Raw genomic sequence first — 22,364 nt, 5'->3', positions numbered from 1 at the left:
CGGTTGGTCGAACCCTTCGAGTGTGCACGAGAACGTGCCATATGAAACAGTCAGAATCTTACTCGATCCAACCATGGTTAACTCGCTTTCTCCCCCGATCCAGCAGGGGTATGTTTACCACGGATTGGTTCCCAAATAAGAACAGAACTGCGGGAAATCCGGTATCTTTTCGCGGCCAGAATGTGGTCAAAATCCTGAGATAGAGTTAATATCGCCATGTTTGAGAATATAGGCGCCGACAGGTCCGGCGCAACTTTGGTGGGTGGAGGCCCTGTTTTATCAGGGGATCTGGACGAATCTCTGGCGATCGCGCCGCTTTTGGTGGCGGCGGATGGCGGGGCGGACCGGGTTTTGGAATTGGGGCACACGCCCGACTGGGCCATCGGTGATCTTGATTCAATCTCGCAATCAGCACGGGGCAGAATCAGTGCGGCGCGGGTGATTCACGATCCCTGTCAGGAGACCACGGATTTTCAGAAATGCTTGTCGCGGTTGTCGACGCCACTGATTCTGGGGCTGGGGTTTCTGGGGGGCAGGTTGATCACGAACTGGCCGCGCTCAGCACATTGGTGCGGGCGCGCAATCAAAAAGTCGTGCTGATTGGTGCGCAGGACGTGGTGGTTCATGTGCCCGACGCGATTGATCTGTCGCTGGAGCCGGGAATGCGGTTTTCGCTGTTTCCGATGAAGCCGGTGACCGGGCGGTCCGAGGGGCTGAACTGGCCCATAGACGGGTTGGAGTTCGCGCCGGGGGTGCGGGGCGGCACGTCAAACCGGGTTACGGGGCCGGTGCGGTTGTGGTTTGATGCGCCCGGGATGTTGGTTATCGTGCCGCGTGCTGCACTGGTGCCGCTTTTGGTGGGGCTGCGCTGAGCGCGCGTTCACGCAGCACGATATAAAGCCCGGCAATGAGCGTTACGACAATGCCAAGCGCGGCCAGCCCGTTGGGCAAATTGCCAAATACCGCCCAGCCGATCAACGTGGCGACCGGGATTTCCAGATATTGCATAGGCGCCAATGTGGCCGAAGGGGCAAAGCGCAACGACCAGGTCATCAACAGATGTGCCGCAGTGCCCAGCAAACCAAGAAGGCCAAGCAAAGGCCAGGCGCGGCCTTCGGGCATCACCGGATCGAGGTGGGGCAATCCGGTGCCGTCCAACAGGAACAACACGGGGACCAACACGACCGATGCCATGAGTCCGCTGACGAATTGCAGCCCGATGGGATCGACATCCTTGGCCATGGTCCGGGTCACCAGCATGAACAGCGAAAAGACGACGGCAACGATCAACGGCAACAGCGCGGGCGCGCCAAAGGCGGCAAAGCTGGGTTGCACGACCATCAACGTGCCGATGAACCCGACCGAGCAGGCGGCCATGCGGCGCGGGCCGATCTCTTCGTGCAGCACGAATTTTCCGAGCAGCAGCAGCAGGAATGGCATGACAAAGGCGATGGATATTGCCTCGGCCATTGGCAGATAAAACAGCGACAGAAACATCGCGCCAATCCCGGCCATATGCAGCGCCGTGCGCAGGGCCGTCAGCAGCAGCATCCGCCGGCTCAGGCGCACCGCAGCCGGCGCCATGGCGACAAGGGGCGCCAGAATGATCACCTGAAGGACAAAACGCACGGTCACCAGTTGTGCCACGGGCAGGGTGTGGCCCAAAAGCTTGGCCGTGGCATCGCCCATGGGGGCCAGAACGCAGAACCCCAGCATCAGGGTAATGCCCAGCAGCGGGCGGTCTTCGGCGCGCAGGATTGTTGTCATACCGGCGGACGCGCAGCAAGAAGGGCGGCGCGCTCTAATCGCCGTTCGCGCAGGAAGACATAAAAGCCCGAGCTGATGATCAGGGCGATTCCGGCAAAGGTGGGCAGATCCGGCAGGTCGGAAAAGACGAAATAGCCAAGGGTCGTGGCAGCCACGATCTCAAGGTACTGCAAGGGGGCGATGGTGGCGGCAGGGGCGACCTTCAGCGCGAAACTGATGAACAAATGCGATATGGCGGCAACCAGCCCGACGCCGATCAGCCAGACCCAGACAATGCCCTGGGGGCGCACCGTCAGCAGGGGGGCGAAATCGCCGTCGCGCGCCAGCCAGAGCGCCGGAAGGATCAGCAGCGTGGCCCCGAATGCCGTCCAGAATTGCAGGGCCACGGGGGGGATGCGGCGCGCGATCCGGCGGGTCAGGACCATGTAACTGGCAAAACAAAGGGCCGTCACAAGGGGCAGCATTGCGACGGGGCCAAACACGGCCAGGCTGGGGCGGATCACCAACAGCGCCCCGGCAAAGCCCACACCACAGGCGGCAATGCGGCGCCAGCCGATGGTTTCGCCCAGAAACACGGCGCCCAGCAGGGTCAGGATGAAGGGTTCGACAAAGAAAATCGCGATGGCATCGGCGATGGGCATCACCCGCAGTGCGGTAAAAAACGCCCCCGTGGCCACCAGAATCAGCGCCGCGCGCAAAAAGTGCAGCCCCCAATCCCGCGCCGTTGGCCGGGCAAGCTGCGCCAGCAACAGCGCGACGGGGAACAACAGCAACGCCTGAAGGCCAAAGCGGAATGCCACGATCTGCCCCACCGCCACACTGGACGCGGCAAGTTTGGCGAACGTGTCCATCACCGGCGCGGTGACGGTGAAACCGATCATCAGAAGGATGCCGAGCAGGGGGCGGTCGTTGTTCATGGCGCGACGCTAGGGTGCAAATTGCGCCTGTGCAATGGCCTCGGGGGCGTTGGGCGCGCAGGCGGCCCCCAACGCGCGTTTTTATCGTTTGAACAAAAGGTCCTGCGCGGCCTTGTTCGTTTGCAGGTCAGACCGGTTTTCTGCCGCCACAGCCCGCCCCGCAACCACGCCGGGGCGCGCGGCAACGGCATCGAGCCAGCGGGCTATGTGGGGTTTGTCTTCCAGGGTTTGCTGTTGGCCTTCCCAAAGCGACGCCCAGGGCCAGATCGCCATATCGGCAATGGAAAAGAAATCTCCGGCCACATATTCATTTGCGGCCAACTGCCGGTCAAGAACGCCGTAAAGCCGCCCGGTTTCGGCGCGATAACGGTCTTTGGCATAGGGCAGGTCATTGGGCGGGTCCATCGCCGGGGCGTATTTCAGAAAATGGTGCGCCTGACCTGCCATGGGGCCAAGCCCGCCCATCTGCCACATCAGCCATTGATCCACAGCGACCCTGTCGCGTTCGGTCGCGCCACAGAACTGCCCGGTTTTGCGGGCAAGATATTGCAGGATTGCGCCAGATTCGAAAATTGAGATCGGCGCGCCGTCCGGGCCCTCAGGGTCGGTGATGGCAGGCATCCGGTTGTTGGGTGCGATTTTCAGGAACGCGGGGTCGAACTGGGCACCTGCGCCGATGTCGATCAGGTGCAGGTTATAGGGCAGGCCCATTTCCTCAAGCGCGATAGAGATTTTCCATCCGTTGGGGGTGGGCCAGTAAAACAGATCAATTGGGGTGGTCATAGGATTCTCCGGTTGCCTTGCCCGACTGTGGGGGCGCAGGCGCCGGGGTGCAAGGCCGCCTCACGCAGGGGTGTGTGCGGTGCGGGGCAGGGCGCGGAATGGCGCCGCAGGTTCGGCCAGACAGGCGGCCAATGTTTCAAAAGGCAGGGCGGCGGGATCGCTCAGCCACCGCCGATAAAGCGCAAACAGCCCCGGGCGCAGATAACCTGACCAGTGGCACACCCGCCGTACCGGGCGCGCGATCGGATGGCCAAGGCTGCGCAGGGCGGCGCGGCTGGCGTGGCTGTCGATCGGCAGGTCTATCCAGCGGGGTGCCGCGCCGTGCAGGCCACGCCCGACCGCCCGCCGCCCGCCGCCGACGGTCATTTCGATCAACGCGTCAAAGACAGCGTTTTCGCGGCTGGTGATGTTCAGCACCTCGGCGGTGGCGCCTGCCGGACTGGCCATGGCGCCCCGTGCATCACCGCGAAACGCCGCCCCGGCCAGCAGAATGACCCGCCCGACACTGCCCGCGCGGGCAGCTTTGATTGCCGACAGGGCGACGCGCGCGCCAAGGGAATGGGCGATAATTCCGGCAGGGCGGTCATGTGTCTGGTGGATCCGGTTCAGCACTGCGGCCAGCGCCACCCCGGCAATGCGCGCCCGCCGCCACGCGCCCCAGATTGTCCCCCTGGCATTCCACCCAACGGCAATGCACAGCGGTTCGGCCGTGGTGCCACTGCGCCCGACACCCAGATGCCGGGGCCATGAAACGGCCCGGGCGCGGCGCACCGGGGTAAGCGACAGGATGTCGCGGAACGGGCAGGCGCCGGTGATGCCCGGCGCAAATTTGAACCCGTGGATCATGACGATCACCGGTGTTTGTGGGGCAAGGCTGTGCAGGGCCGCGTCGAGGGCTGCGGCATCATCGCGATCCGGCGTGAAGTGGATCAAGGGCATCGGGAATTCTCCCCATAACTTGTGACCTGACGTTAACCAATCAATACGGCGAAAGAGTGAACCTGCGGTTACAGCAGTGTGACGGTGCTTGACCGGCCCGGGCAGCGGCGCTATGCCCGCCAGCATCGTGGCGATTTGTTCACCGGATTGCGGGCCACGTTAAATATTCCGCTAAAGAGGTCGGAACAAATGTCTCCGGCGTTTTACGGTGGGGGTTTTTGTAAAAGAGGCATCCATGACGAAAGACTGGAACACCCGCACCAAACTGGTGCATTCCGGCAGCCGACGCAGCCAGTACGGCGAAGTGTCCGAAGCGATTTTCCTGACCCAGGGCTTTGTCTATGACAGCGCCGAACAGGCCGAGGCGCGATTTCTGAAATCGGGCGAAGATGAGTTCATCTATGCCCGTTATGGCAACCCCACAGTGCGCATGTTCGAAGAACGAATCGCAGCCCTTGAAGGTGCCGAGGATGGATTCGCCACCGCCAGCGGCATGGCTGCGGTGAGTGGCGCGCTGATTTCAATGCTCAGGGCGGGCGATCACGTGGTCAGCAGCCGGGCGTTGTTTGGCTCTTGCCTTTATATTCTCGAAAATGTGCTGGGGCGTTTCGGGGTTGAGGTTACATTTGTCGACGGCACCGATCTGGACGCATGGCGCGCCGCCGTGCGCCCCGACACCAAGGCGGTGTTCCTGGAATCGATCAGCAACCCGACGCTGGAGGTGATTGATCTGGGCGCTGTCGCTGAAATTGCCCATTCCGTGGGGGCCACGGTGATCGTGGACAATGTGTTTGCCACCCCGATCTGGAGCCGCGCTTTGGAACTGGGTGCCGATGTCGTCGTCTATTCCGCGACGAAACACATCGACGGGCAGGGGCGGTGCCTTGGCGGGATCATCCTTGGCAGTCGTGAATTCATCCGCAAGACGGTTGAACCCTATGTGAAACATACCGGCGGCGCGCTGTCGCCCTTCAACGCCTGGGTCATGCTGAAAGGCATGGAAACCCTTGATCTGCGGGTGCGTGCCATGACCGATGCCGCAACCACCATCGCCACGGCGCTGGAAGGGCATGACAAACTGGCGCGCGTGATCTTTCCCCATCTGCCCAGCCACCCCCAGCACGAGGTCGCCTGCCGGATGATGGAAAGGGGGGTACGGTTCTGTCGCTGGACATCAAAGGTGGCCAGGCCGAAGCGTTCCGGTTTTTGAACGCCCTTGAAATCATCACAATCTCCAACAATCTGGGCGATGCCAAATCCATCGTTACCCACCCGGCGACAACGACCCACCAACGTCTGGGTGAAGACCAGCGCGCGACACTGGGCATCACCCCCGGCCTTGTGCGGGTCAGCATCGGGATCGAAGACCCCGACGATCTTTTGGCCGATATCCGCAATGCCCTTGATACGGTCTGAGCGCTGATTCGGGCGGCGCCTGTTCGGGTGCCGCCTGTACGACCCATTCGCATTCATCCATGTTACACTCCTGTTCGGGCCGCGCATTTCACCGAAATCTGTCTTCACCGTTGCAGCAATATCTTTATTTTCTGTGAAATTCCGCCATGGTTGCCTATCTATTCTGCATCCGTCACCTGCCCCGAAAGGGTTAAGCATGAATGTCCGTATGGCCAAGGTTAACCGTGATCCTGATCGTGACGATGCCGCGCGCGCGCTGAAATTGCTGCGTGACTGGGCAGGGCAGGCCAGCGCGAAAGAAATCAACGCCGTCGATCCGGTCCTCGCCGATCTGACTGCGGGCAGTCTGTCGCGGGAGTATCCGTCGGAATTTCGCGCCGATGCGGCCTATCGCGCCACCCTGCCTGATATTCAGAATGGCCCTGCCGGCCTGATTCGGGGCGCACAGCGCCAGATTCAGCATGTGGGGATCAGCAATTTTCGCCTGCCGATCCGTTATCTGACCCGGGATGGCGCGCCTTTGATGCTGGAAACCAGCGTCACCGGAACGGTATCGCTTGAGGCTGACAAAAAGGGCATCAACATGTCGCGCATCATGCGCACATTCTATGCTCATTCGGAAAAGACATTCAGTTTCAATGTGATCGAGGCAGCGCTGGATGATTATAAAACCGATCTTGAGAGTTTTGACGCCCGGATACAGATGCGGTTTTCCTTTCCGATGATCCTTGGATCACTGCGGTCCGGGCTGTCGGGGTATCAGTATTACGATATTGCGCTGGAACTGGTCGAACAGGACGGGCTGCGCCAGCGGATTTTGCATCTCGACTATGTATATTCCTCGACCTGCCCTTGTTCGCTGGAATTGTCCGAACATGCCCGCCAGACCCGGGGGCAGCTGGCCACGCCCCATTCACAGCGTTCGGTTGCGCGCCTGTCCGTGGTGCTGGCCGAGGGGCAGCCCTGCCTTTGGTTCGAAGACCTGATCGACCTGTGCCGTATCGCCGTGCCGACGGAAACCCAGGTGATGGTCAAGCGCGAGGACGAACAAGCCTTTGCCGAGCTGAACGCCGCCAACCCGATCTTTGTCGAGGATGCGGCGCGGCTGTTCGCCAGGGAATTGCAGGGTGATGCCCGGATCGGTGATTTCCGGGTGGTGGCCAGCCATCAGGAAAGCCTGCACAGCCATGATGCGGTGTCGGTCCTGACCGAAGGCCCGACCTTTGCCCAGGCCAGCCTTGATCCGCGGCTTTTCGCAAGCCTGAGCCATGGCGGCTGAGCGGCAGGAGCACAGGAACAGTTGACACCCAAGCGTCCTGCGGCCAAGCCTGCGCCATGATCGACCCGCGCCCCGTTGGATATGTCATTGGCCTGCTTGTGGCTGCCCTGGGTGTGACCATGGCGGTGCCGATGACCGTGGATATTGCGGCGGGCAACGGCCATTGGCCGGCGTTTCTGGAAAGTGCCGTGATCGTTTCACTGACCGGCGGGCTGATCGCGCTGGCCTGTTCCAATGGCGTGGTTGAACGGATTTCGATCCAGCAGACCTTTCTTCTGACGGTCGGGGTCTGGGTGGCGCTGCCGGTGTTCGGCGCCTTTCCCTTCGTTCTGGGCGCAACCGATGCGAGCCTGACCGACGCGATGTTCGAGGCCATGTCGGGCATGACGACCACGGGATCAACCGTGTTTACCGGATTGGAAAACCTGCCGCGCGGAATTTTGCTGTGGCGGTCGATGCTGCAATGGTTCGGCGGTATCGGGATCATTGTCGTCGCGATGGTGTTCATGCCTGAATTGCGGGTCGGCGGGATGCAGATTTTCCGTTCGGAAGCATTTGAAACCATGGGAAAAATTCTGCCGCGCGCAGCCGAAATCGCGGCGCAGATTTCATGGATCTATGTGGCGCTGACGTTCGTGTGTTTCCTGTGCTATCTTGCCCTTGGCCTGCCCAGTTTCGAGGCGATCAACCACGCGCTGACCACCCTGTCGACGGGCGGATTTTCCACCTCGGACGCATCATTCGGTGCCTTTCAGGGGGCGCCGGAATACGTGGCGTCGATTTTCATGATTTTGGCGAGCATGCCGTTTGTGCGCTATGTCCAACTGATCGCCGGAAGCGCGCAGCCACTTTGGCGCGATTCGCAGATACGGGCCTTTATCACCGTGATCCTGGCGGTTGTGATGGTGATGTGCATCTATCAGATGCTGGCCGATGGTCGCGCCGTTGAACCTTCGCTGCGCGAGGCGCTTTTTAACGTCACTTCGATCATGTCGGGCACCGGATATGCCAGTGTCGATTATCAACTCTGGGGCAGTTTCCCCATGGTGATGTTTTTCCTGATCGGGCTGGTGGGGGGCTGTGCCGGATCGACCTGTTGTTCGATCAAGATCTTCCGTTATCAGATTCTGCTTTCGGCGATTTCATCGCAGATCAGGCGCATCCATTCGCCCCACGGCATCTTTACGCCCCGCTATGACGGGCGGCCCGTGGGGGATGATGTGCTGAGTTCGGTAATCGCCTTTCTTGTGCTGTTCGTGGTGTCTTTGGGCGCACTTTCGGTGCTTTTGGCGATGACCGGGCTGGATTTCGTGACCGCGCTGACAGGCGCGGCCACGGCGATCGCCAACATCGGCCCTGGTCTTGGGCCGATCATTGGCCCCTCTGGCACCTTTGCAACGATCAACGACACGGCCAAATGGCTGTTGGTTGGCGGCATGTTGCTCGGCCGGCTTGAGGTGATGGCGGTTTACGTCCTGTTTACCTCGATGTTCTGGAAAGGCTGACGGTCACTGCCAGCAACTGACCAGAACGGTCATATCCGTGGCCAGATCGTTCAACACGCCCGCCTTCAATGCCCCGCCCCGTTCGGCCGCTGTGGCGGTAATTCCGTTGTCGGACAGGAACCCGGCGATGGTTTCCACATCCACGGCGAATGACACCTCATCGGGCAGAGCGCGCCCGTCTTTTGCAACGGTCGGCACCAACATGCCCAGAACGGCGCCGCTTTTGTCCAGAACCGGCCCGCCGGCATCGCCGGGCTGTGCATCCAGATCCAACCGTTTGATTGCGTTTTCGCCGTTCAGCCCGCGCAGATCGGCAAGGGTGCCAAACGTAAGGGACGGCGCGCCCAGAATGCCCTCATAGGAATAGCCAGACAGCACGACCTCGGATTTCAGGCGCGGCACAGCTGGTTGGAAATGGGCAAAGGCGCGGGGGGCAAGGGCCTGACCGGGGGTCAGAATGGCCAGACCGCTGGCCGGGTCGTTGACGGTCAGGCTTGCCTCGATTTCTTCGTTCAAGGTGATGCGCTTGCAGGATTCAACCGCCGTGCTGGTGGTCAGGATATGCCCACGCGGGTCCACATAGAATCCGCTGCGCGACACCTCGGGCTGGCGCACCTCAAGCCCGGCCAGAAGGTCGATCCGCTGATCCTCGGTTGGTTCGCCCACCAGATCGTCCATCACCTGGCCGGGGATGGCGGTAAAGCTGTCGGTCATTTCGTCAATCACCCGCTGGCGGCGCTTTTCATCGCCCGTGGGCCAGATCAGGGTAAACCCCTTGACCGTGCCATCCTTGGCCACCGCCTCGGTCTGGCTGATGAAATCGCGGCCTTGGCCAATCAGGGTAAAGGAATTGCGCCGCTTTTCCCGTTCCCCCTGTTCGGGAACAATCTCAAGGGTTTGCATGATGTCATACAGCCCGAACAGGGTGTTTTCATCACCCCGCTGGGAAATCAGAAGAACCTTGGGGAATTTGCCATCCTTATGGGGGCCGTAATGGGCAAAGGGGGGCTCATAGCGGTCAAACCCCACAAGGGCCAGCGGCAGCTTGATCTCAATCCCTGCCACATCGTCACGCACGATTTCCATGCCCAGCCCGTTGAGAATGGCGTTATAGGCGGCCAAAAGTTCGGTTCGCTGGCGGGTGGTCAGGATGCCCGTCACGTCATAACCTTTGGCGGCCTGCCAATCGGCCATGCTGGCACGGGTGCCACGGCCAAAGGCGCCGTCGATGGCGGCGTCGTAAAATCCCTCCCATTGCAGGGCGACCTGCAAATCGCGCCGTTCTTTGCCGCTAAGCTGTGCCTCGCTGCGCCGGGCTTCGGCCGGGGTTTCATCGATTGGCTCGGGCGTGGGAAGGGGGCTGCGGTTTCGGTTTCTGGTGTGACAGGGGTGGCCGGTGTGGCGGTGGGTGGCGTGTCGGGCGCGGCGACAGCAGCACCGCCGATGGGCCAGAACTGTGTACCGAACGACTGCCCGTCGGTGACGAAACTGTCAGCGGGGATTTGCCTGTCGCGGCGCAATGCCCGGCGTTCGAACTCGGCGGTTGCCTCATCGAAGGGGCCGATCACGATGGCGTACCAACTGCTCGAGCCCAGCCGGAATCCCCCGACTTTTGCGATCCTCTGGGCATAATCCGCCGCCCGTTCCTGTGCGGCCTGCAAACGCGGCTGCGCCTCGACCTGGATCCATGAATTCTGCTGGGCATTGGCGCCCGCCGCAACAAAGGCGGCCACAACCACCACAAGACTTCTTATAAAACCAAACATTCTTATCCGCTCAACCCTTGCATTTTCTGCCGTACCCACAGCCCACCTTAACAGCGATATATCTTGCACGGCGTCAAGAAACATCGAACAGATGGCCGGGTGCAATTGACCCTTGTTGCCCATGTGCCTATGCAGAACGCGCTTTTCCCGCCAGATGTGAGGCCCGCAGTGGACACGCCCCAGAGCTTTCAAGAAATCATCCTGAGGTTACAGACCTATTGGGCGCAGCAGGGTTGTGCCGTGCTGCAACCCTATGATCTTGAGGTCGGTGCTGGCACGTTCCACCCGGCCACCACCCTGCGCGCCCTTGGGCCAAACCCCTGGGCCGCCGCCTATGTCCAGCCCTCGCGCCGCCCGACTGACGGGCGGTACGGTGAAAACCCCAACCGGTTGCAGCATTATTACCAGTTTCAGGTGCTGATCAAACCCTCGCCCCCCGATTTGCAGGATCTCTACCTTGGCTCGCTTGCGGCCATCGGCATCGACATGGCGCTGCACGACATCCGCTTTGTCGAGGATGATTGGGAATCCCCGACGCTGGGCGCCTGGGGGCTGGGTTGGGAGGTCTGGTGTGACGGTATGGAAGTATCGCAGTTCACCTATTTCCAACAGGTCGGCGGCCATGATTGCCGCCCCGTCGCGGGCGAGTTGACCTATGGTCTGGAACGTCTGGCGATGTATATCCTCGGCGTCGATCATGTGATGGACATGCCGTTCAACGCCCCCGATGCGCCTATTGCGCTGACCTATGGCGATGTGTTTCGCCAGACGGAACAGGAATATTCCCGCTGGAATTTCGACGTGGCCGACACCGACACCCTGTTGCAACATTTCCGCGATGCCGAGGCCGAAGCGGCGCGCATTCTTGCCGCCCCGGCGGATGATCCGAAAACCGGCAAGCGGATCGTCATGGCGCACCCCGCCTATGACCAGTGCATCAAGGCCAGCCATCTGTTCAATCTGCTGGATGCGCGCGGCGTGATTTCGGTGACCGAACGTCAGGCCTATATCGGCCGGGTGCGCGCCCTGGCCAAGGCCTGCGCCGATGCCTATCTCGACACGCCCCAAGGTGGCCGTGCCCCATGAATGGCAAGTTTATCGGAGGGTTCCTTGTGATCACCGCCCTGATCGCCGGTGCGGCGATGTATTACCTTCAGGTCTATGCCTATTATGACGAGGTGAAATTTTCACCCGAAGACGTGGAACTGACCGTCCTTGTCACCGACACGCCCGAGCCGATTCTGGCCGAGAATTTCCAGGGCATCGACGCGGCAAGCTCGCCCCTGCGTTATCGCAGTTGTTTTACCACACCGATGAGTCAGGCCATGCTGACCGAAACCTATGTCACCTATGAAAACGCCCAACCCCTGACGGCGCCGGGGTGGTTTGATTGTTTCGATGCGGATGCCATCGGTGATGCGCTGGACACCGGCGAGGCGATCGCCTTTCTGGGGCAGCGCAACATTGAATACGGCGTTGATCGCGTGGTTGCCGTGTTCGGCGATGGCCGCGCCTATGCCTGGCACCAGTTGAATCACTGCGGCGAGCTTGACTATGACGGCAGCGCGGATGGCCCGGAATGCCCCCCGCGCGACTGACCCTCCTTTTGCGAAAAGAACCCTGACATGGCACATCTCCTGATCGAACTCCTGTCCGAGGAAATTCCCGCGCGCATGCAGGCCCGGGCCGCCGAGGATCTGAAAAAACGCATGACTGACGCACTTGTCGAGGCGGGCCTGACCTATGCCTCTGCCGGTGCCTTTCACACGCCGCGCCGTCTGGCCCTCTCGGTCGAAGGGCTGCTTGATGCCGCCCCCGCCAAGCGGGAAGAACGCAAAGGCCCCCGCGTCGATGCGCCCGAAAAGGCGGTTGCAGGATTCCTGCGCGCGACCGGCCTGACCCGCGATCAATTAACTGTGCGTGACGAGAAAAAAGGCCAGGTCTATTTCGCCGTGATCGAAACCCCGGGCCGCCCTGCCGACGGGATCGTGGCCGAGGTGCTGGAGCAGGTCGTGCGCAATTTCCCCTGGCCCAAATCCATGCGCTGGGGCGCGGGCGATCTGCGCTGGGTGCGTCCGCTGCATTCGATCCTGTGCATTCTGTCTGATGATACAGGCCACCGCATTGTTGATCTGGATATCGACGGCATTCGCGCGGGCGATATGACGCGCGGCCACCGCTTTCTGGCGCCCGAGGTGTTTTCCGTCACCGGGTTCGATGATTACGCTGCCAAACTGAAACGCGCCAACGTTGTGCTGTCGGCGCAGGAACGGGCCGATCACATCTGGGCCGATGCCACCACCGCCGCCTTTGCCCAGGGGCTTGAGGTGGTCGAAGATGCTGCCCTGCTGGCCGAAGTGGCCGGTCTGGTCGAATGGCCCGTGGTTCTGATGGGGCGGATTGATGAGGGTTTCCTGCATCTTCCGCCCGAGGTGCTGCAAACCTCAATGCGGGAACATCAAAAGTTTTTCAGCGTTCGTGACCTGAAAACTGGCCAGATTGTTCGATTTGTGACAGTCGCCAACCGCACCACGGCGGACGACGGGGCGACGATCCTGTCGGGCAATCGAAAGGTTCTGGCCGCCCGCTTGTCCGATGCGCGGTTCTTCTGGGACAATGACCTGCGCGTGGCCAAATCCGACCTTGGCCAATGGGTGAAGGCGCTGGAAAACGTGACCTTCCACAACAAACTCGGCACCTTGGCTGACCGTGTCGCGCGGGTGCAGGCCCTGTCCCGCGAAATCGCCCCGATGGTCGGCGCCGACCCGGAACAGGCGGCCCTTGCCGCCGGGCTGGCCAAAGCTGATCTGACCTCGGAAATGGTCTATGAATTCCCCGAACTTCAGGGGCTTATGGGGCGATATTACATTGAGGCGGCTGACCACCCGGCAGAGGTGGCCGCCGTCGCGCAAGATCATTATTCGCCGCTCGGGCCGTCCGATGACGTACCGACTGCGCCGCTTTCGGTGACGGTCGCGCTGGCGGACAAGCTGGATGTTTTGGCGGGTTTCTGGGCCATTGATGAAAAGCCGACCGGGAGCAAAGATCCGTTTGCGTTGAGGCGAGCGGCGTTGGGTGTGATCCGGTTGGTTTTGGTAAACGGGATGTCTGGGAGGCTGATAGAACTAATTGTTTCCCATCTGCTTCATCCCGGCAGAGACGACGCAAACTGGATTGAATCTCTTTATCGGCAGGAAATCGATATCTTTGATGCGAACAAGAGCAACGAAGATATCTGGCAGGAGGCCGCCCAGATTATGTCGCTTGACCTCCTCTCCTTCATCCATGACCGCCTCAAAGTCTATCTGCGCGATCAAGGCATCCGCCATGATGTGATTGACGCCTGCCTTGCCATGCCGGGCAATGATGATCTCACGCTTTTGGTCAATCGTGCCAATGCCTTGTCCGGCTTCCTGAAAACCGATGACGGTGAAAACCTGTTGCAAGGGTTCAAACGGGCCAACAATATTCTGGCGCAGGCCGAGGCGAAGGATGGGGTGGAATATTCCTTTGGGGCGGATGTGAAATTTGCCGAAACCGACGCGGAAAAGGCCCTGTTTGCTGCGCTTGACACAGCCGAGGCGCAGATCGCGCCAGCCGTGGAGGCCGAGGATTTCGCCGCCGCCATGTCGGCCATGGCCGCCCTGCGGGCCCCCATCGACGGTTTTTTCGAAGCGGTGCAGGTGAATGCCGAAAGTCAGGTGATCCGGCGCAACCGGTTGAACCTGCTCAGCCGGATTCGCACCATCTGCCTTGGCGTGGCCGATCTGACGCTGATCGAAGGATAGACGTCCAATGTAAACCTTGCATGACATTGCAAGGCGGTTATCCTGCGCGCGACATCGGAGTGCTGCAGTGCAGAAACATAGCCAGATCGACGCCTATACTGTGATCACCGCCACCGCGGCCATATCGGCTGCGTCCCATGGCGGACGGGCGAAATGTTTGCAACGGCTGATCCGTATGGGCCTGCCGGTGCCGTCGACTGTTGCGCTTGGCTTTGATCTGGTGCGCCGGATTGCCAAGGGCGATCTGCCCGATCTGGGACAATTGTTTGAACAGTTGGGCCGCGACACTCTGGTTTCGGTGCGCCCCTCGGGCGAGGTGGCCGATTGGGGCGGGCCGGGGGCGATCCTGAATATCGGGATGAATGATGCCCAGCACCTGCGCCTGACCAATCTTATCGGGCCACAGGCCGCAGATGCACTTTATGTTCGATTTATACAATCTTATGCGGTTCTGGTCGCCCGCCTTGACCCGGATATGTTCGAAATATCCAATACGCCCGATGCCGATTCAATTCGCGCCCTGCTTGCCAGTTACGAATCCGAACTGGATGAGCCGTTCCCCCAAGACCCCGAACGCCAGCTAAGTGATGTTTTGCGCTCCATGGCCCGCGCCTGGGAAGGGACATCGGCGCGCCTGTTGCGTCAGGCCAAGGGCGCGCCCGCCGATGCCGGGCTGGGGCTGGTGGTGCAAGTGATGGCGCTGGGGGTTGGACAGGGGCGGCGGGGGGAATGTGGCTCGGGCGTCATTCAATTTGTCGATCCGATGACGGGGCAACCCCAGATCACCGGGCGCTATCTTGGCCAAAGTCAGGGGCGCGAGGCGCTGGTGGAAGGCGCGCGCGCGATCTATCTTACCCGTGACGCGCGCGGCGGGTCGCTGGAAGATCTGTGCCCCACGGTCTTTGCCGAGCTTCTGACCTGCGGCGCCTTGTGCCGCAACCGGCTGCGCGAAGAAATGCAGGTGGAATTTACCATAGATGCCGGGCGGTTATACGTTCTTGACGCCGTGCGCGTGCCGCGCACAACCCGGGCTGCCGTGCGCATTGCGGTGGCACTGGCCGAGGATGGAATCATCCCGCACTCCGAGGCTGTGCTGCGGATCGACCCCATGGCGCTTTCCGATCTGCTGCACCGTCATGTTGACCCGGACGGGCCGCGCGACAGTTTCGCCAGCGGCATCGCCGCCAGCCCCGGCGCCGCCACCGGGCGTTTGGTGTTCACCGCCCACGCCGCGCAGGTTTCTGCGGCGCGTGAGGAACCCTGCGTGCTGGTCCGGCGGGAAACCAAACCTGACGACGTGCGCGGCATGTTGGCCGCCGCCGCTGTCCTGACCCAAAAGGGCGGGGTCACCAGCCATGCCGCCGTGATCGCCCGGGGGTTGGGCCTGCCCTGTGTCGTCGGGGCGTCGGGCGTTGCCATCAACGCCCGGACGCGCACCCTGACCGGCGATCATGGCCGGGTGTTCCGCGAGGGTGATATTGTCACCATTGACGGCAGCCGGGGCATCGCCCTGGTCGGCGCGGCGCGGCTGTTGGAACCGGCGCTGGATGATGCGTTTCAGTCGCTTTTGGGGTGGGCGGATGAGTTGCGCGACATCGGCGTGCGCGCCAATGCCGATACCCGCGCCGAGGCGGAAATGGCGCACCGATTTGCCGCTGAGGGAATCGGGCTGTGCCGCACCGAACATATGTTCTTTGACGCTGATCGCCTGACCGTCATGCGCGAGATGATCTTTGCCGCCCGTCCCGAAGATCGCGCCGCCGCTCTGGAGCGGTTATTGCCGGTGCAGCGCTCTGATTTCATTGATTTGTTCCGCATCATGGAGGGGCGCCCGGTTTGCATTCGCCTGCTTGATCCGCCGTTGCACGAATTCCTGCCCGAGGGGCGCGAGGGGCTGTTGGGGCTGGCCGAAGCCTTGGATCTGCCCCTTGCCAATGTGGTTGCCCGGGTCGATTCCCTGCGGGAGGTCAATCCGATGCTGGGGATGCGCGGGGTGCGTCTGGGCATCGCCGTGCCGGAAATATACGATATGCAGGCCCGCGCGATTTTCGAAGCGGCGGTCGCCGTGGGGGGCGCGTGGTGCCCGAGGTGATGATCCCGCTTGTGTCGGCCCGGCGCGAGGTTGAACTGGTGCGCAAGCGGGTCGATGGGGTGGCCGCAGCGGTGCGTGCGGAATCCGGGGTGGATTTCGAATATCGCATGGGCGTGATGGTTGAAACGCCCCGCGCCGCCCTGCGCGCCGGAGAGATCGCGGAAACCGTGGCGTTTCTGTCGTTCGGCACCAACGATCTGACCCAGATGACATATGGGTTGTCGCGCGACGATGCGGGGCGGTTCATGGGGCCCTATGTGCAACAAGGGGTGTTTCCCGACGATCCGTTCCTGCGGTTGGATATCGACGGGGTGGGCGAATTGCTGAGCCTCGGGGCCGAGAGAGGGCGCGCCGCCCAGCCCGACATCACCCTATCCGTCTGTGGCGAACACGGGGGCGACCCGGACAGCATCGCGTTTTGCCGCGCGGCAGGGTTTGATTACGTGTCGTGTTCGCCGTTCCGGGTGCCCATGGCACGCCTTGCCGCGGCCCACCTGGCGATCCGCGACAGGGTGAAAACCGAGCCGTGCGATTGACCGCTCTGGGCGCTTTTCGGCAGGAAACCGCCTGAAACCGGCGTCGCACCTCAAGAGGGTTTTCAAGCGGTAGCTGCGGACCTAGACCAACCGCCGCTTGCTGCTTTGGCAATTTTCGCCGAATCCGCCCCTGCATTTTGTTGTCCGGAGGCCGAATGAAACACTCGCGTTTAACGTGGGTCGTGCTTTTTTGTGCGCTCACTACATTTGCCGCCCCTGCCGGGGCTGATATCATATTTTCGCAATCCAACGACCCCACCGTCCAGCTTGAGCATCGCCTGAACGGCCTGCTTGGCCCCGACAGTGCGCAATTGCAACCTCAACGGGGCAACCGGCTCAGCCGCCTTTTGGCGCCGGCGCCCAAGGCTGCGCCCACTGGCGCGCTGCCCGAATATTCGGCCCGCGCCCTGGCGCGATTGCCAAAGGCCGCGGGCGGTGCCGAGTGGTCTTGTCTGTCCGAGGCGCTTTATTTTGAGGCGCGCGGCGAGTCGGTCAAGGGCATCTTTGCCGTGGCCGAGGTGATCTTGAACCGGGTCGATAGCCGCGCCTTTCCCGGGTCGGTCTGCAAGGTCGTCAATCAGGGAACCGGCCGGCGCAACCGGTGTCAGTTCACGTTCACCTGTAACGGCAGTTCGCGCAAGGTGTACGAGAGGAAAGCCTGGGTGAAGGTCGGCAAGATCGCGCGGCTGATGCTGGATGGCGCGCAGCGCAAGCTGACCCACGGTGCCACCTATTACCACACCAACGCCGTGCGCCCCCGCTGGAGCCGCAAGTTTGACAAGACGGCCAGCATCGGCGTGCATCTTTTCTATCGCAAGGGCTAACGCGTTCCGGCCCGCTGCGCTAGGGATGGGCCAAACCATGACAGGGCCACCATGCCATCCGATCTGACACAGGCCTTTGGCCATCTGGAACAGCGCGCAGCGGCCACCGCGCCCACGGGCATGGCCGATCGTATTTCCTTGCGCGATCATATCGTTACCGTTGAAATTGGCGCCTTTCAGCAAGAGCGCGACACGACCCAGCGCCTGCGGTTCAGTCTGGTGGTCGAGGTGGCGCCCCATGACGGCGCGGACGATGATGACGTGGACAAGATCCTGTCCTATGACACCCTGACCGAGGCGATTTCAACCGAGCTGGCGGCAGAGCGGCTGAACCTTCTTGAAACTCTGGCAGAGCGAATTGCCCAGCGGGTGCTGGTTGCGCCGCAAGCGCTGCGGTGTTTCGTTCGGATCGAAAAGCTGGATCGTGGTCCGGGTGCCTTGGGCGTGGAAATCGTGCGCAGCCGGGATGAAGGGGTGGCGCGCGATCTTGCGCAGTCCCGGGTTTCGCCTCTTGTGGTTTATCTGTCGAATGCGGCCCTTGGGGCGGCTTATCTTGCCGGTTGGATCGACGATCTGCTGGCGCGTAATGCGCCGGTCATCCTGTGCGTCGATGTGCCTTGTGGCGCGACAATTACCGCGCCAACCGTGGCGGCACAGCGGCGGATTGATCTTTTGGCGATAGAGCAGAACGCCTGGGCGCTGCATGGGCGCGATCCGCGCTGTGCGGTGGTTGGCACGCGAACCGAACTGGACTGGGCCATGAAACAGGGGGGCTGGCGGTTTGGGCGCCGTCAAAAATGGTGCTGGACAGTGTTGACGGGCCGTCTGCTGACGCATCTCGCGGCGCGACGCTGGCGGCGTGGTTTGCCCACAAGATCGGCGCGCACAGTTTGATCGTAATCGGCGAAACGCCGCCCGAAACCGGCGACCTGCACGTTCTGGGCCACCCGATACCCGGGCGGGATCTTCCCACCACTTGAAATCCGGCGCCGGGCATTCGATAGAGACCCCATGACCCGCTATTTCCGCCCTCTTGTGCAGACAGGCCCGCGCCGCCCCGATGATGCCGTGTCGTTGGCCGGGGGGCGCAGTGGTTCACCATGGCCGAGGTGTTGGAGCGCGGGCAGCCCGCGCATTTTGTCGCCGCCTGCGACATCCCGCCCGATACATTGACCCGGCTTACAGCGACCCGCGCGCCCATTGCAGGCCTGTCGATGGATCGCCCCCGGCTTATGGGTATTCTCAACACCACCCCCGACAGTTTTTCCGATGGTGGCCTGTTCGCGGCCCCCGAGGCGGCGCTGGATCAGGCGCGCCAGATGGCTAGGGATGGGGCCGATATCGTGGATATTGGTGGCGAATCCACCCGGCCAGGGGCCGCTGTCGTTCCGATTGACGATGAAATCGCCCGCACCGTGCCAGTCATTGCGGCCCTGCGCACGGGGTTTGACGGTGCAATCTCCATCGACACGCGCAAGGCGGGGGTGGCGCGGGCGGCTTTGGCGGCGGGGGCCACGATTCTGAATGATGTGTCGGCCATGACCTATGATCCGGCCATGGCACCGCTGGCGGTGGAAAGTGGCGCACCGATTTGCCTGATGCACGCCCAGGGCACCCCCGATGTGATGCAGCAGGCGCCCCATTACGATAACGTTCTGCTTGATGTCTATGATGTTCTGGCCGCCCGTGTCGAGGCGGCCTGCGCGTCGGGAATTGCCCGCGAGCGTATCATCGTCGACCCCGGCATCGGTTTTGGCAAGACGCTGGACCATAACCTGACCTTGCTGGCCGGACTGTCACTGTTTCACGCCCTGGGCTGTGTGGTTTTGCTGGGGGCGTCGCGCAAGAAATTTATTGGCACGCTAGGTGGCGGCGATCAGGCGCGCGACCGCGCACTTGGGTCCGTCGGCGTAGGGCTGGCTGCGGTGGCCCAAGGTGTGCAGATTTTGCGGGTACACGATATTGCAGAAACAAGGCAGGCCCTTACCTTGTGGTGGGCCGCCGCACATGGGACCGGATAGTCGCGCGAACATCAGAGCCCAGAAAGAACCGTAAACTGTTTGGAACCGACGGGGGGCGTGGCACCGCCCACACCTGTCCGGTGACGGTTGAACCGGCGATGAACCTGGGCGCAGGGGCGGTGTCAGATCACATCAGGAATAATTCAACTGACCACATCCATGCGCGCCGACGTGGCGGTGATGATTTTGGCCAGCCTCGATCCGGCGGTGGACAACGGAATCAAATTCATTGGCCCGTACGGGTTCAAACCCGGTGATCAGGCCAGTGCGGTATCAGATCTCAGAGCGGATCAGACGGCACCCCACCGGAGTGGGCGACCGCTACGTGGTCGCCGCGATGCGCAATCCGGGGTTCAACCGTGGCGGCGAACAATCAGGCCATATCGTGCTGAGAGATTACGCCACCACCGGCGATGGTTGTTGGTCGGGGACGGGCGGCGTCTGACCCGCACATCAGGCACCGAATCCCCGATCCGGGTGATGTCCGAATGCGGGGTGAAGCCAAGCTGGCACAGATCGCGACCGGGATCATCGATCAGGTGAAGGCGGCGGCATGATTATCAGAAAAGGTATAGTATCAGGCCTTATCTCTTCGGAATCCTGCCTGCTAATGTCACATTCTGATAAGTTTGCGCAGGCTGGCCCATTGGCTGATCGCCAGCCCGCCGAGGATCAGCAGCAGCGCGATAAAGAACCGGAACGGTAGAGCCTCGGACAGGACGAGGGCGCCGAACACCATCGACCACAGGGGCACCTGATAATTCACCAGCGTCATGAACACCGACCCTGCCGTGCGGATGACCTGCACGCGCAAAACCGCCGCCATGGCCGTGGGCACAAGGCCCAACAGGATGATTGCCCAGCCAGAGATGCCGGGCTGCCAGGTCGGAACGCCTTCGATGGCAAACATCAGCGGGATCAGCACGACAGCCCCGACAATCAGCGAGATCGCAGAAAGCGCGACCGGATCAACCGGCGGGCAGCGTCGGGTCAGGATTGACGCGACCGCATAACATATCGCCGCGCCGATGCAGGCTGCCTGCGCCAGAGATTCCACCGCCCCCGCGCCAAGCCCGCGCAGCCCGGGCCCCATCAGGACCAGCGCGCCGATAAACCCGAGGATCACACCCAACATCTTGCGCAGGCTCATTTTTTCATCCGTGAGCAAATGGGCGAGGGGCAGAACGAACAATGGCAAGGCGGCCATTGACAGCCCGGCAAAGGCAGATGGCACGTATTGCTGGCCCCAACTGAGCAACAGAAACGGAACCGCCGATGAGAATACCCCGATCGGCACGGCAACCACCCAAACCCTTGGGGATCGTGGAAAAGCCCGCCCCAATGACAGGGCCATCGTGGTCAACGCCACCGCACCCAACCCGGTGCGCGCCGCCGCCACGGTGACCGGGCCATAGCCGCGCAGGGCAAGCGAAACAACCATGAAGGTGCCGCCCCAAATCACACCCAACACCAGAACCGTCAGCCAGTTCGCAAGGGTCGGGTCTGCGCCGGTGATGGCCGGTTCGCTGCGCAGGGTTGTGATCTGAAGCGGTCGCATGAACATTTTCCCAAAAGGTAAAAAGGCACCGCCAACCAGCGGTGCCTTATGTATTGCAAGAACTTGAAAACTATCAGTTCTTTTCTTTATCAACCATGCGCCCTTCGGAAATCCAGGGCATCATCGCGCGCAGTTTTGCGCCCACTTGTTCGATCTGGTGTTCGTCGTTAAGGCGCCGGGTGGCCTTGAACGACGGTTGGCCAACGGCGTTTTCCTGCATGAAATCACGCACGAATTTGCCGTTCTGGATGTCCTTCAGAACCGCCTTCATCCGCGCCTTGGTTTCGTCATAGGGCAGGATGCGCGGGCCGGAAACATATTCACCATATTCAGCGGTGTTGGAGATCGAATAATTCATGTTGGCGATGCCGCCTTCATAGATCAGATCGACGATCAGTTTCACTTCGTGCAGGCATTCGAAATAGGCCATTTCGGGTTCGTAACCGGCTTCGACCAGGGTTTCAAAGCCCATACGGATCAGTTCGACCAGGCCACCGCACAACACGGCCTGTTCGCCGAACAGGTCGGTTTCGCATTCCTGACGGAAGTTGGTTTCGATGATCCCGGAACGCCCGCCACCAATGGCCGAGCAATAGGACAGGCCGATTTCCAGCGCCTTGCCCGAGGCATCGTTATCGACCGCCACAAGGCAGGGCACGCCGCCGCCTTTGGTGTATTCGCCGCGCACAGTGTGGCCGGGGCCTTTGGGCGCCATCATCAACACATCGACGCCGGGCTTTGGTTCGATCAACCCGAAATGCACGTTCAACCCGTGAGCAAAAGCAATCGCGCTGCCCTCTTTCAGGTTGTCATGCACGTATTTCTTATAGGTTTCGGCCTGCAATTCGTCGGGCATGGTGAACATGATGAGATCACACCAGGCGGCGGCCTCGGCGATGCCCATGACCTTGAGCCCCTGTCCTTCGGCCTTCTTGGCCGAGGGCGAGCCTTCGCGCAGGGCGACAACAAGGTTCTTCGCGCCCGAGTCGCGCAGGTTGAGGGCGTGGGCGTGGCCCTGGCTGCCATAGCCAAGGATCGCGACCTTCTTGTCCTTGATCAGGTTGATGTCGCAATCGCGGTCATAATATACGCGCATGATGTTCTCCGGTCTGGTTTGGTTGTGCGGACCATAAAAGCGCAGGTTGCGCTTTGCGAGGGGTGTTTCCCAAAGAT

At 61.6% G+C, this 22,364-nt stretch carries 14 protein-coding genes, 7 pseudogenes and 1 riboswitch; of the genes and pseudogenes, 14 read left to right on the top strand and 7 right to left on the bottom strand.

Annotation, left to right across the window (positions count from 1 at the left end):
* Positions 1 to 216: 216 nt before the first annotated feature.
* Both AC0L7P_RS16730 and AC0L7P_RS16725 read left to right on the top strand, forming a co-directional pair.
* Positions 217 to 480 (top strand): annotated as a pseudogene (locus AC0L7P_RS16730) (motility associated factor glycosyltransferase family protein); the annotation flags it as partial.
* Positions 480 to 872 carry a hypothetical protein gene (locus AC0L7P_RS16725; RefSeq protein WP_473435546.1) on the top strand — a complete coding sequence of 131 codons (393 nt, stop codon included), beginning with the start codon at positions 480 to 482 and terminating at the stop codon, positions 870 to 872. The pseudogene AC0L7P_RS16730 and the gene AC0L7P_RS16725, both read left to right, overlap by 1 nt.
* Here the strand turns inward: AC0L7P_RS16725 and AC0L7P_RS16720 are convergent.
* The 4 genes from AC0L7P_RS16720 to AC0L7P_RS16705 all read right to left on the bottom strand — a co-directional run bounded on the left by AC0L7P_RS16720 (position 823) and on the right by AC0L7P_RS16705 (position 4,406).
* Positions 823 to 1,767: a DMT family transporter gene (locus tag AC0L7P_RS16720; RefSeq protein WP_473433735.1), complete on the bottom strand. Its 945-nt coding sequence runs from the start codon at positions 1,765 to 1,767 to the stop codon at positions 823 to 825. The two genes, AC0L7P_RS16725 and AC0L7P_RS16720, sit on opposite strands and share 50 nt — an antisense overlap.
* Complete coding sequence (locus AC0L7P_RS16715) at positions 1,764 to 2,684, bottom strand: DMT family transporter (protein ID WP_473433734.1); 921 nt, start codon at positions 2,682 to 2,684, stop codon at positions 1,764 to 1,766. The genes AC0L7P_RS16720 and AC0L7P_RS16715 overlap by 4 nt, the downstream gene beginning before the upstream one ends.
* 81 nt (positions 2,685 to 2,765) lie before the next feature.
* Positions 2,766 to 3,467, bottom strand: a complete 702-nt coding sequence (locus AC0L7P_RS16710) for a glutathione S-transferase N-terminal domain-containing protein (protein ID WP_473433733.1) — start codon at positions 3,465 to 3,467, stop codon at positions 2,766 to 2,768.
* 60 nt (positions 3,468 to 3,527) lie between these two features.
* Complete coding sequence (locus tag AC0L7P_RS16705) at positions 3,528 to 4,406, bottom strand: alpha/beta hydrolase family protein (protein ID WP_473433732.1); 879 nt, start codon at positions 4,404 to 4,406, stop codon at positions 3,528 to 3,530.
* Between the two features lie 117 nt (positions 4,407 to 4,523).
* Positions 4,524 to 4,602: riboswitch (SAM riboswitch) on the top strand.
* A gap of 39 nt (positions 4,603 to 4,641) precedes the next feature.
* Between AC0L7P_RS16705 and metZ the strand changes: the two are divergent.
* From metZ to AC0L7P_RS16690, 3 genes and pseudogenes are all read left to right on the top strand, one after another.
* A pseudogene (gene metZ, locus AC0L7P_RS16700) lies at positions 4,642 to 5,822 on the top strand (O-succinylhomoserine sulfhydrylase).
* A 196-nt stretch (positions 5,823 to 6,018) separates the two neighbouring features.
* Positions 6,019 to 7,101, top strand: coding sequence for a GTP cyclohydrolase FolE2 (gene folE2, locus AC0L7P_RS16695; protein ID WP_473433731.1), 1,083 nt, complete (start codon positions 6,019 to 6,021; stop codon positions 7,099 to 7,101).
* Between the two features lie 56 nt (positions 7,102 to 7,157).
* On the top strand, positions 7,158 to 8,606 hold the full coding sequence (locus AC0L7P_RS16690) for a TrkH family potassium uptake protein (RefSeq protein ID WP_473433730.1): 1,449 nt from the start codon (positions 7,158 to 7,160) through the stop codon (positions 8,604 to 8,606).
* A gap of 3 nt (positions 8,607 to 8,609) precedes the next feature.
* Here AC0L7P_RS16690 and AC0L7P_RS16685 read toward each other — a convergent pair whose 3' ends face one another.
* A complete protein-coding gene (locus AC0L7P_RS16685) occupies positions 8,610 to 9,878 on the bottom strand; it encodes a trypsin-like peptidase domain-containing protein (protein WP_473433729.1) in 1,269 nt (422 codons plus the stop codon).
* A 623-nt stretch (positions 9,879 to 10,501) separates the two neighbouring features.
* Here AC0L7P_RS16685 and AC0L7P_RS16680 point away from each other — a divergent pair.
* From AC0L7P_RS16680 to AC0L7P_RS16640, 9 genes and pseudogenes are all read left to right on the top strand, one after another.
* Entirely contained in the window at positions 10,502 to 11,458 is a 957-nt protein-coding gene (locus AC0L7P_RS16680; RefSeq protein WP_473435492.1) for a glycine--tRNA ligase subunit alpha, read from the top strand.
* Positions 11,455 to 11,970 (top strand): DUF6446 family protein, encoded by a 516-nt coding sequence (locus AC0L7P_RS16675; protein WP_473433728.1) that lies wholly within the window; start codon positions 11,455 to 11,457, stop codon positions 11,968 to 11,970. Before AC0L7P_RS16680 ends, AC0L7P_RS16675 begins: the two co-directional genes overlap by 4 nt.
* A gap of 27 nt (positions 11,971 to 11,997) precedes the next feature.
* The gene (gene glyS / locus AC0L7P_RS16670; RefSeq protein ID WP_473433727.1) at positions 11,998 to 14,160 is read left to right on the top strand and encodes a glycine--tRNA ligase subunit beta; all 2,163 of its coding nucleotides are present in this window, start codon (positions 11,998 to 12,000) and stop codon (positions 14,158 to 14,160) included.
* 67 nt (positions 14,161 to 14,227) lie between these two features.
* Positions 14,228 to 16,788: pseudogene (locus AC0L7P_RS16665) on the top strand (putative PEP-binding protein).
* A 155-nt stretch (positions 16,789 to 16,943) separates the two neighbouring features.
* Complete coding sequence (locus AC0L7P_RS16660) at positions 16,944 to 17,612, top strand: cell wall hydrolase (RefSeq protein ID WP_473433726.1); 669 nt, start codon at positions 16,944 to 16,946, stop codon at positions 17,610 to 17,612.
* 51 nt (positions 17,613 to 17,663) lie between these two features.
* Positions 17,664 to 18,592: pseudogene (locus AC0L7P_RS16655) on the top strand (dihydroneopterin aldolase).
* Positions 18,593 to 18,623: 31 nt separating this feature from the next.
* Positions 18,624 to 19,633, top strand: a pseudogene (folP, locus tag AC0L7P_RS16650) (dihydropteroate synthase).
* Between the two features lie 159 nt (positions 19,634 to 19,792).
* Positions 19,793 to 19,882, top strand: a pseudogene (locus AC0L7P_RS16645) (hypothetical protein); the annotation flags it as partial.
* Positions 19,883 to 19,934: 52 nt separating this feature from the next.
* Positions 19,935 to 20,063: pseudogene (locus tag AC0L7P_RS16640) on the top strand (hypothetical protein); the annotation flags it as partial.
* Between the two features lie 183 nt (positions 20,064 to 20,246).
* Here the strand turns inward: AC0L7P_RS16640 and AC0L7P_RS16635 are convergent.
* Positions 20,247 to 21,191 (bottom strand): DMT family transporter, encoded by a 945-nt coding sequence (locus AC0L7P_RS16635; RefSeq protein WP_473433725.1) that lies wholly within the window; start codon positions 21,189 to 21,191, stop codon positions 20,247 to 20,249.
* A 73-nt stretch (positions 21,192 to 21,264) separates the two neighbouring features.
* The gene (gene ilvC / locus AC0L7P_RS16630; RefSeq protein ID WP_473433724.1) at positions 21,265 to 22,287 is read right to left on the bottom strand and encodes a ketol-acid reductoisomerase; all 1,023 of its coding nucleotides are present in this window, start codon (positions 22,285 to 22,287) and stop codon (positions 21,265 to 21,267) included.
* Between the last annotated feature and the right edge of the window lie 77 nt (positions 22,288 to 22,364).

Source organism: Oceaniglobus sp. K40-3 (assembly GCF_055808395.1).
The sequence above is the reverse complement of the archived record's forward strand: the minus strand, read 5'-3'. Positions and strand labels throughout refer to the sequence as shown.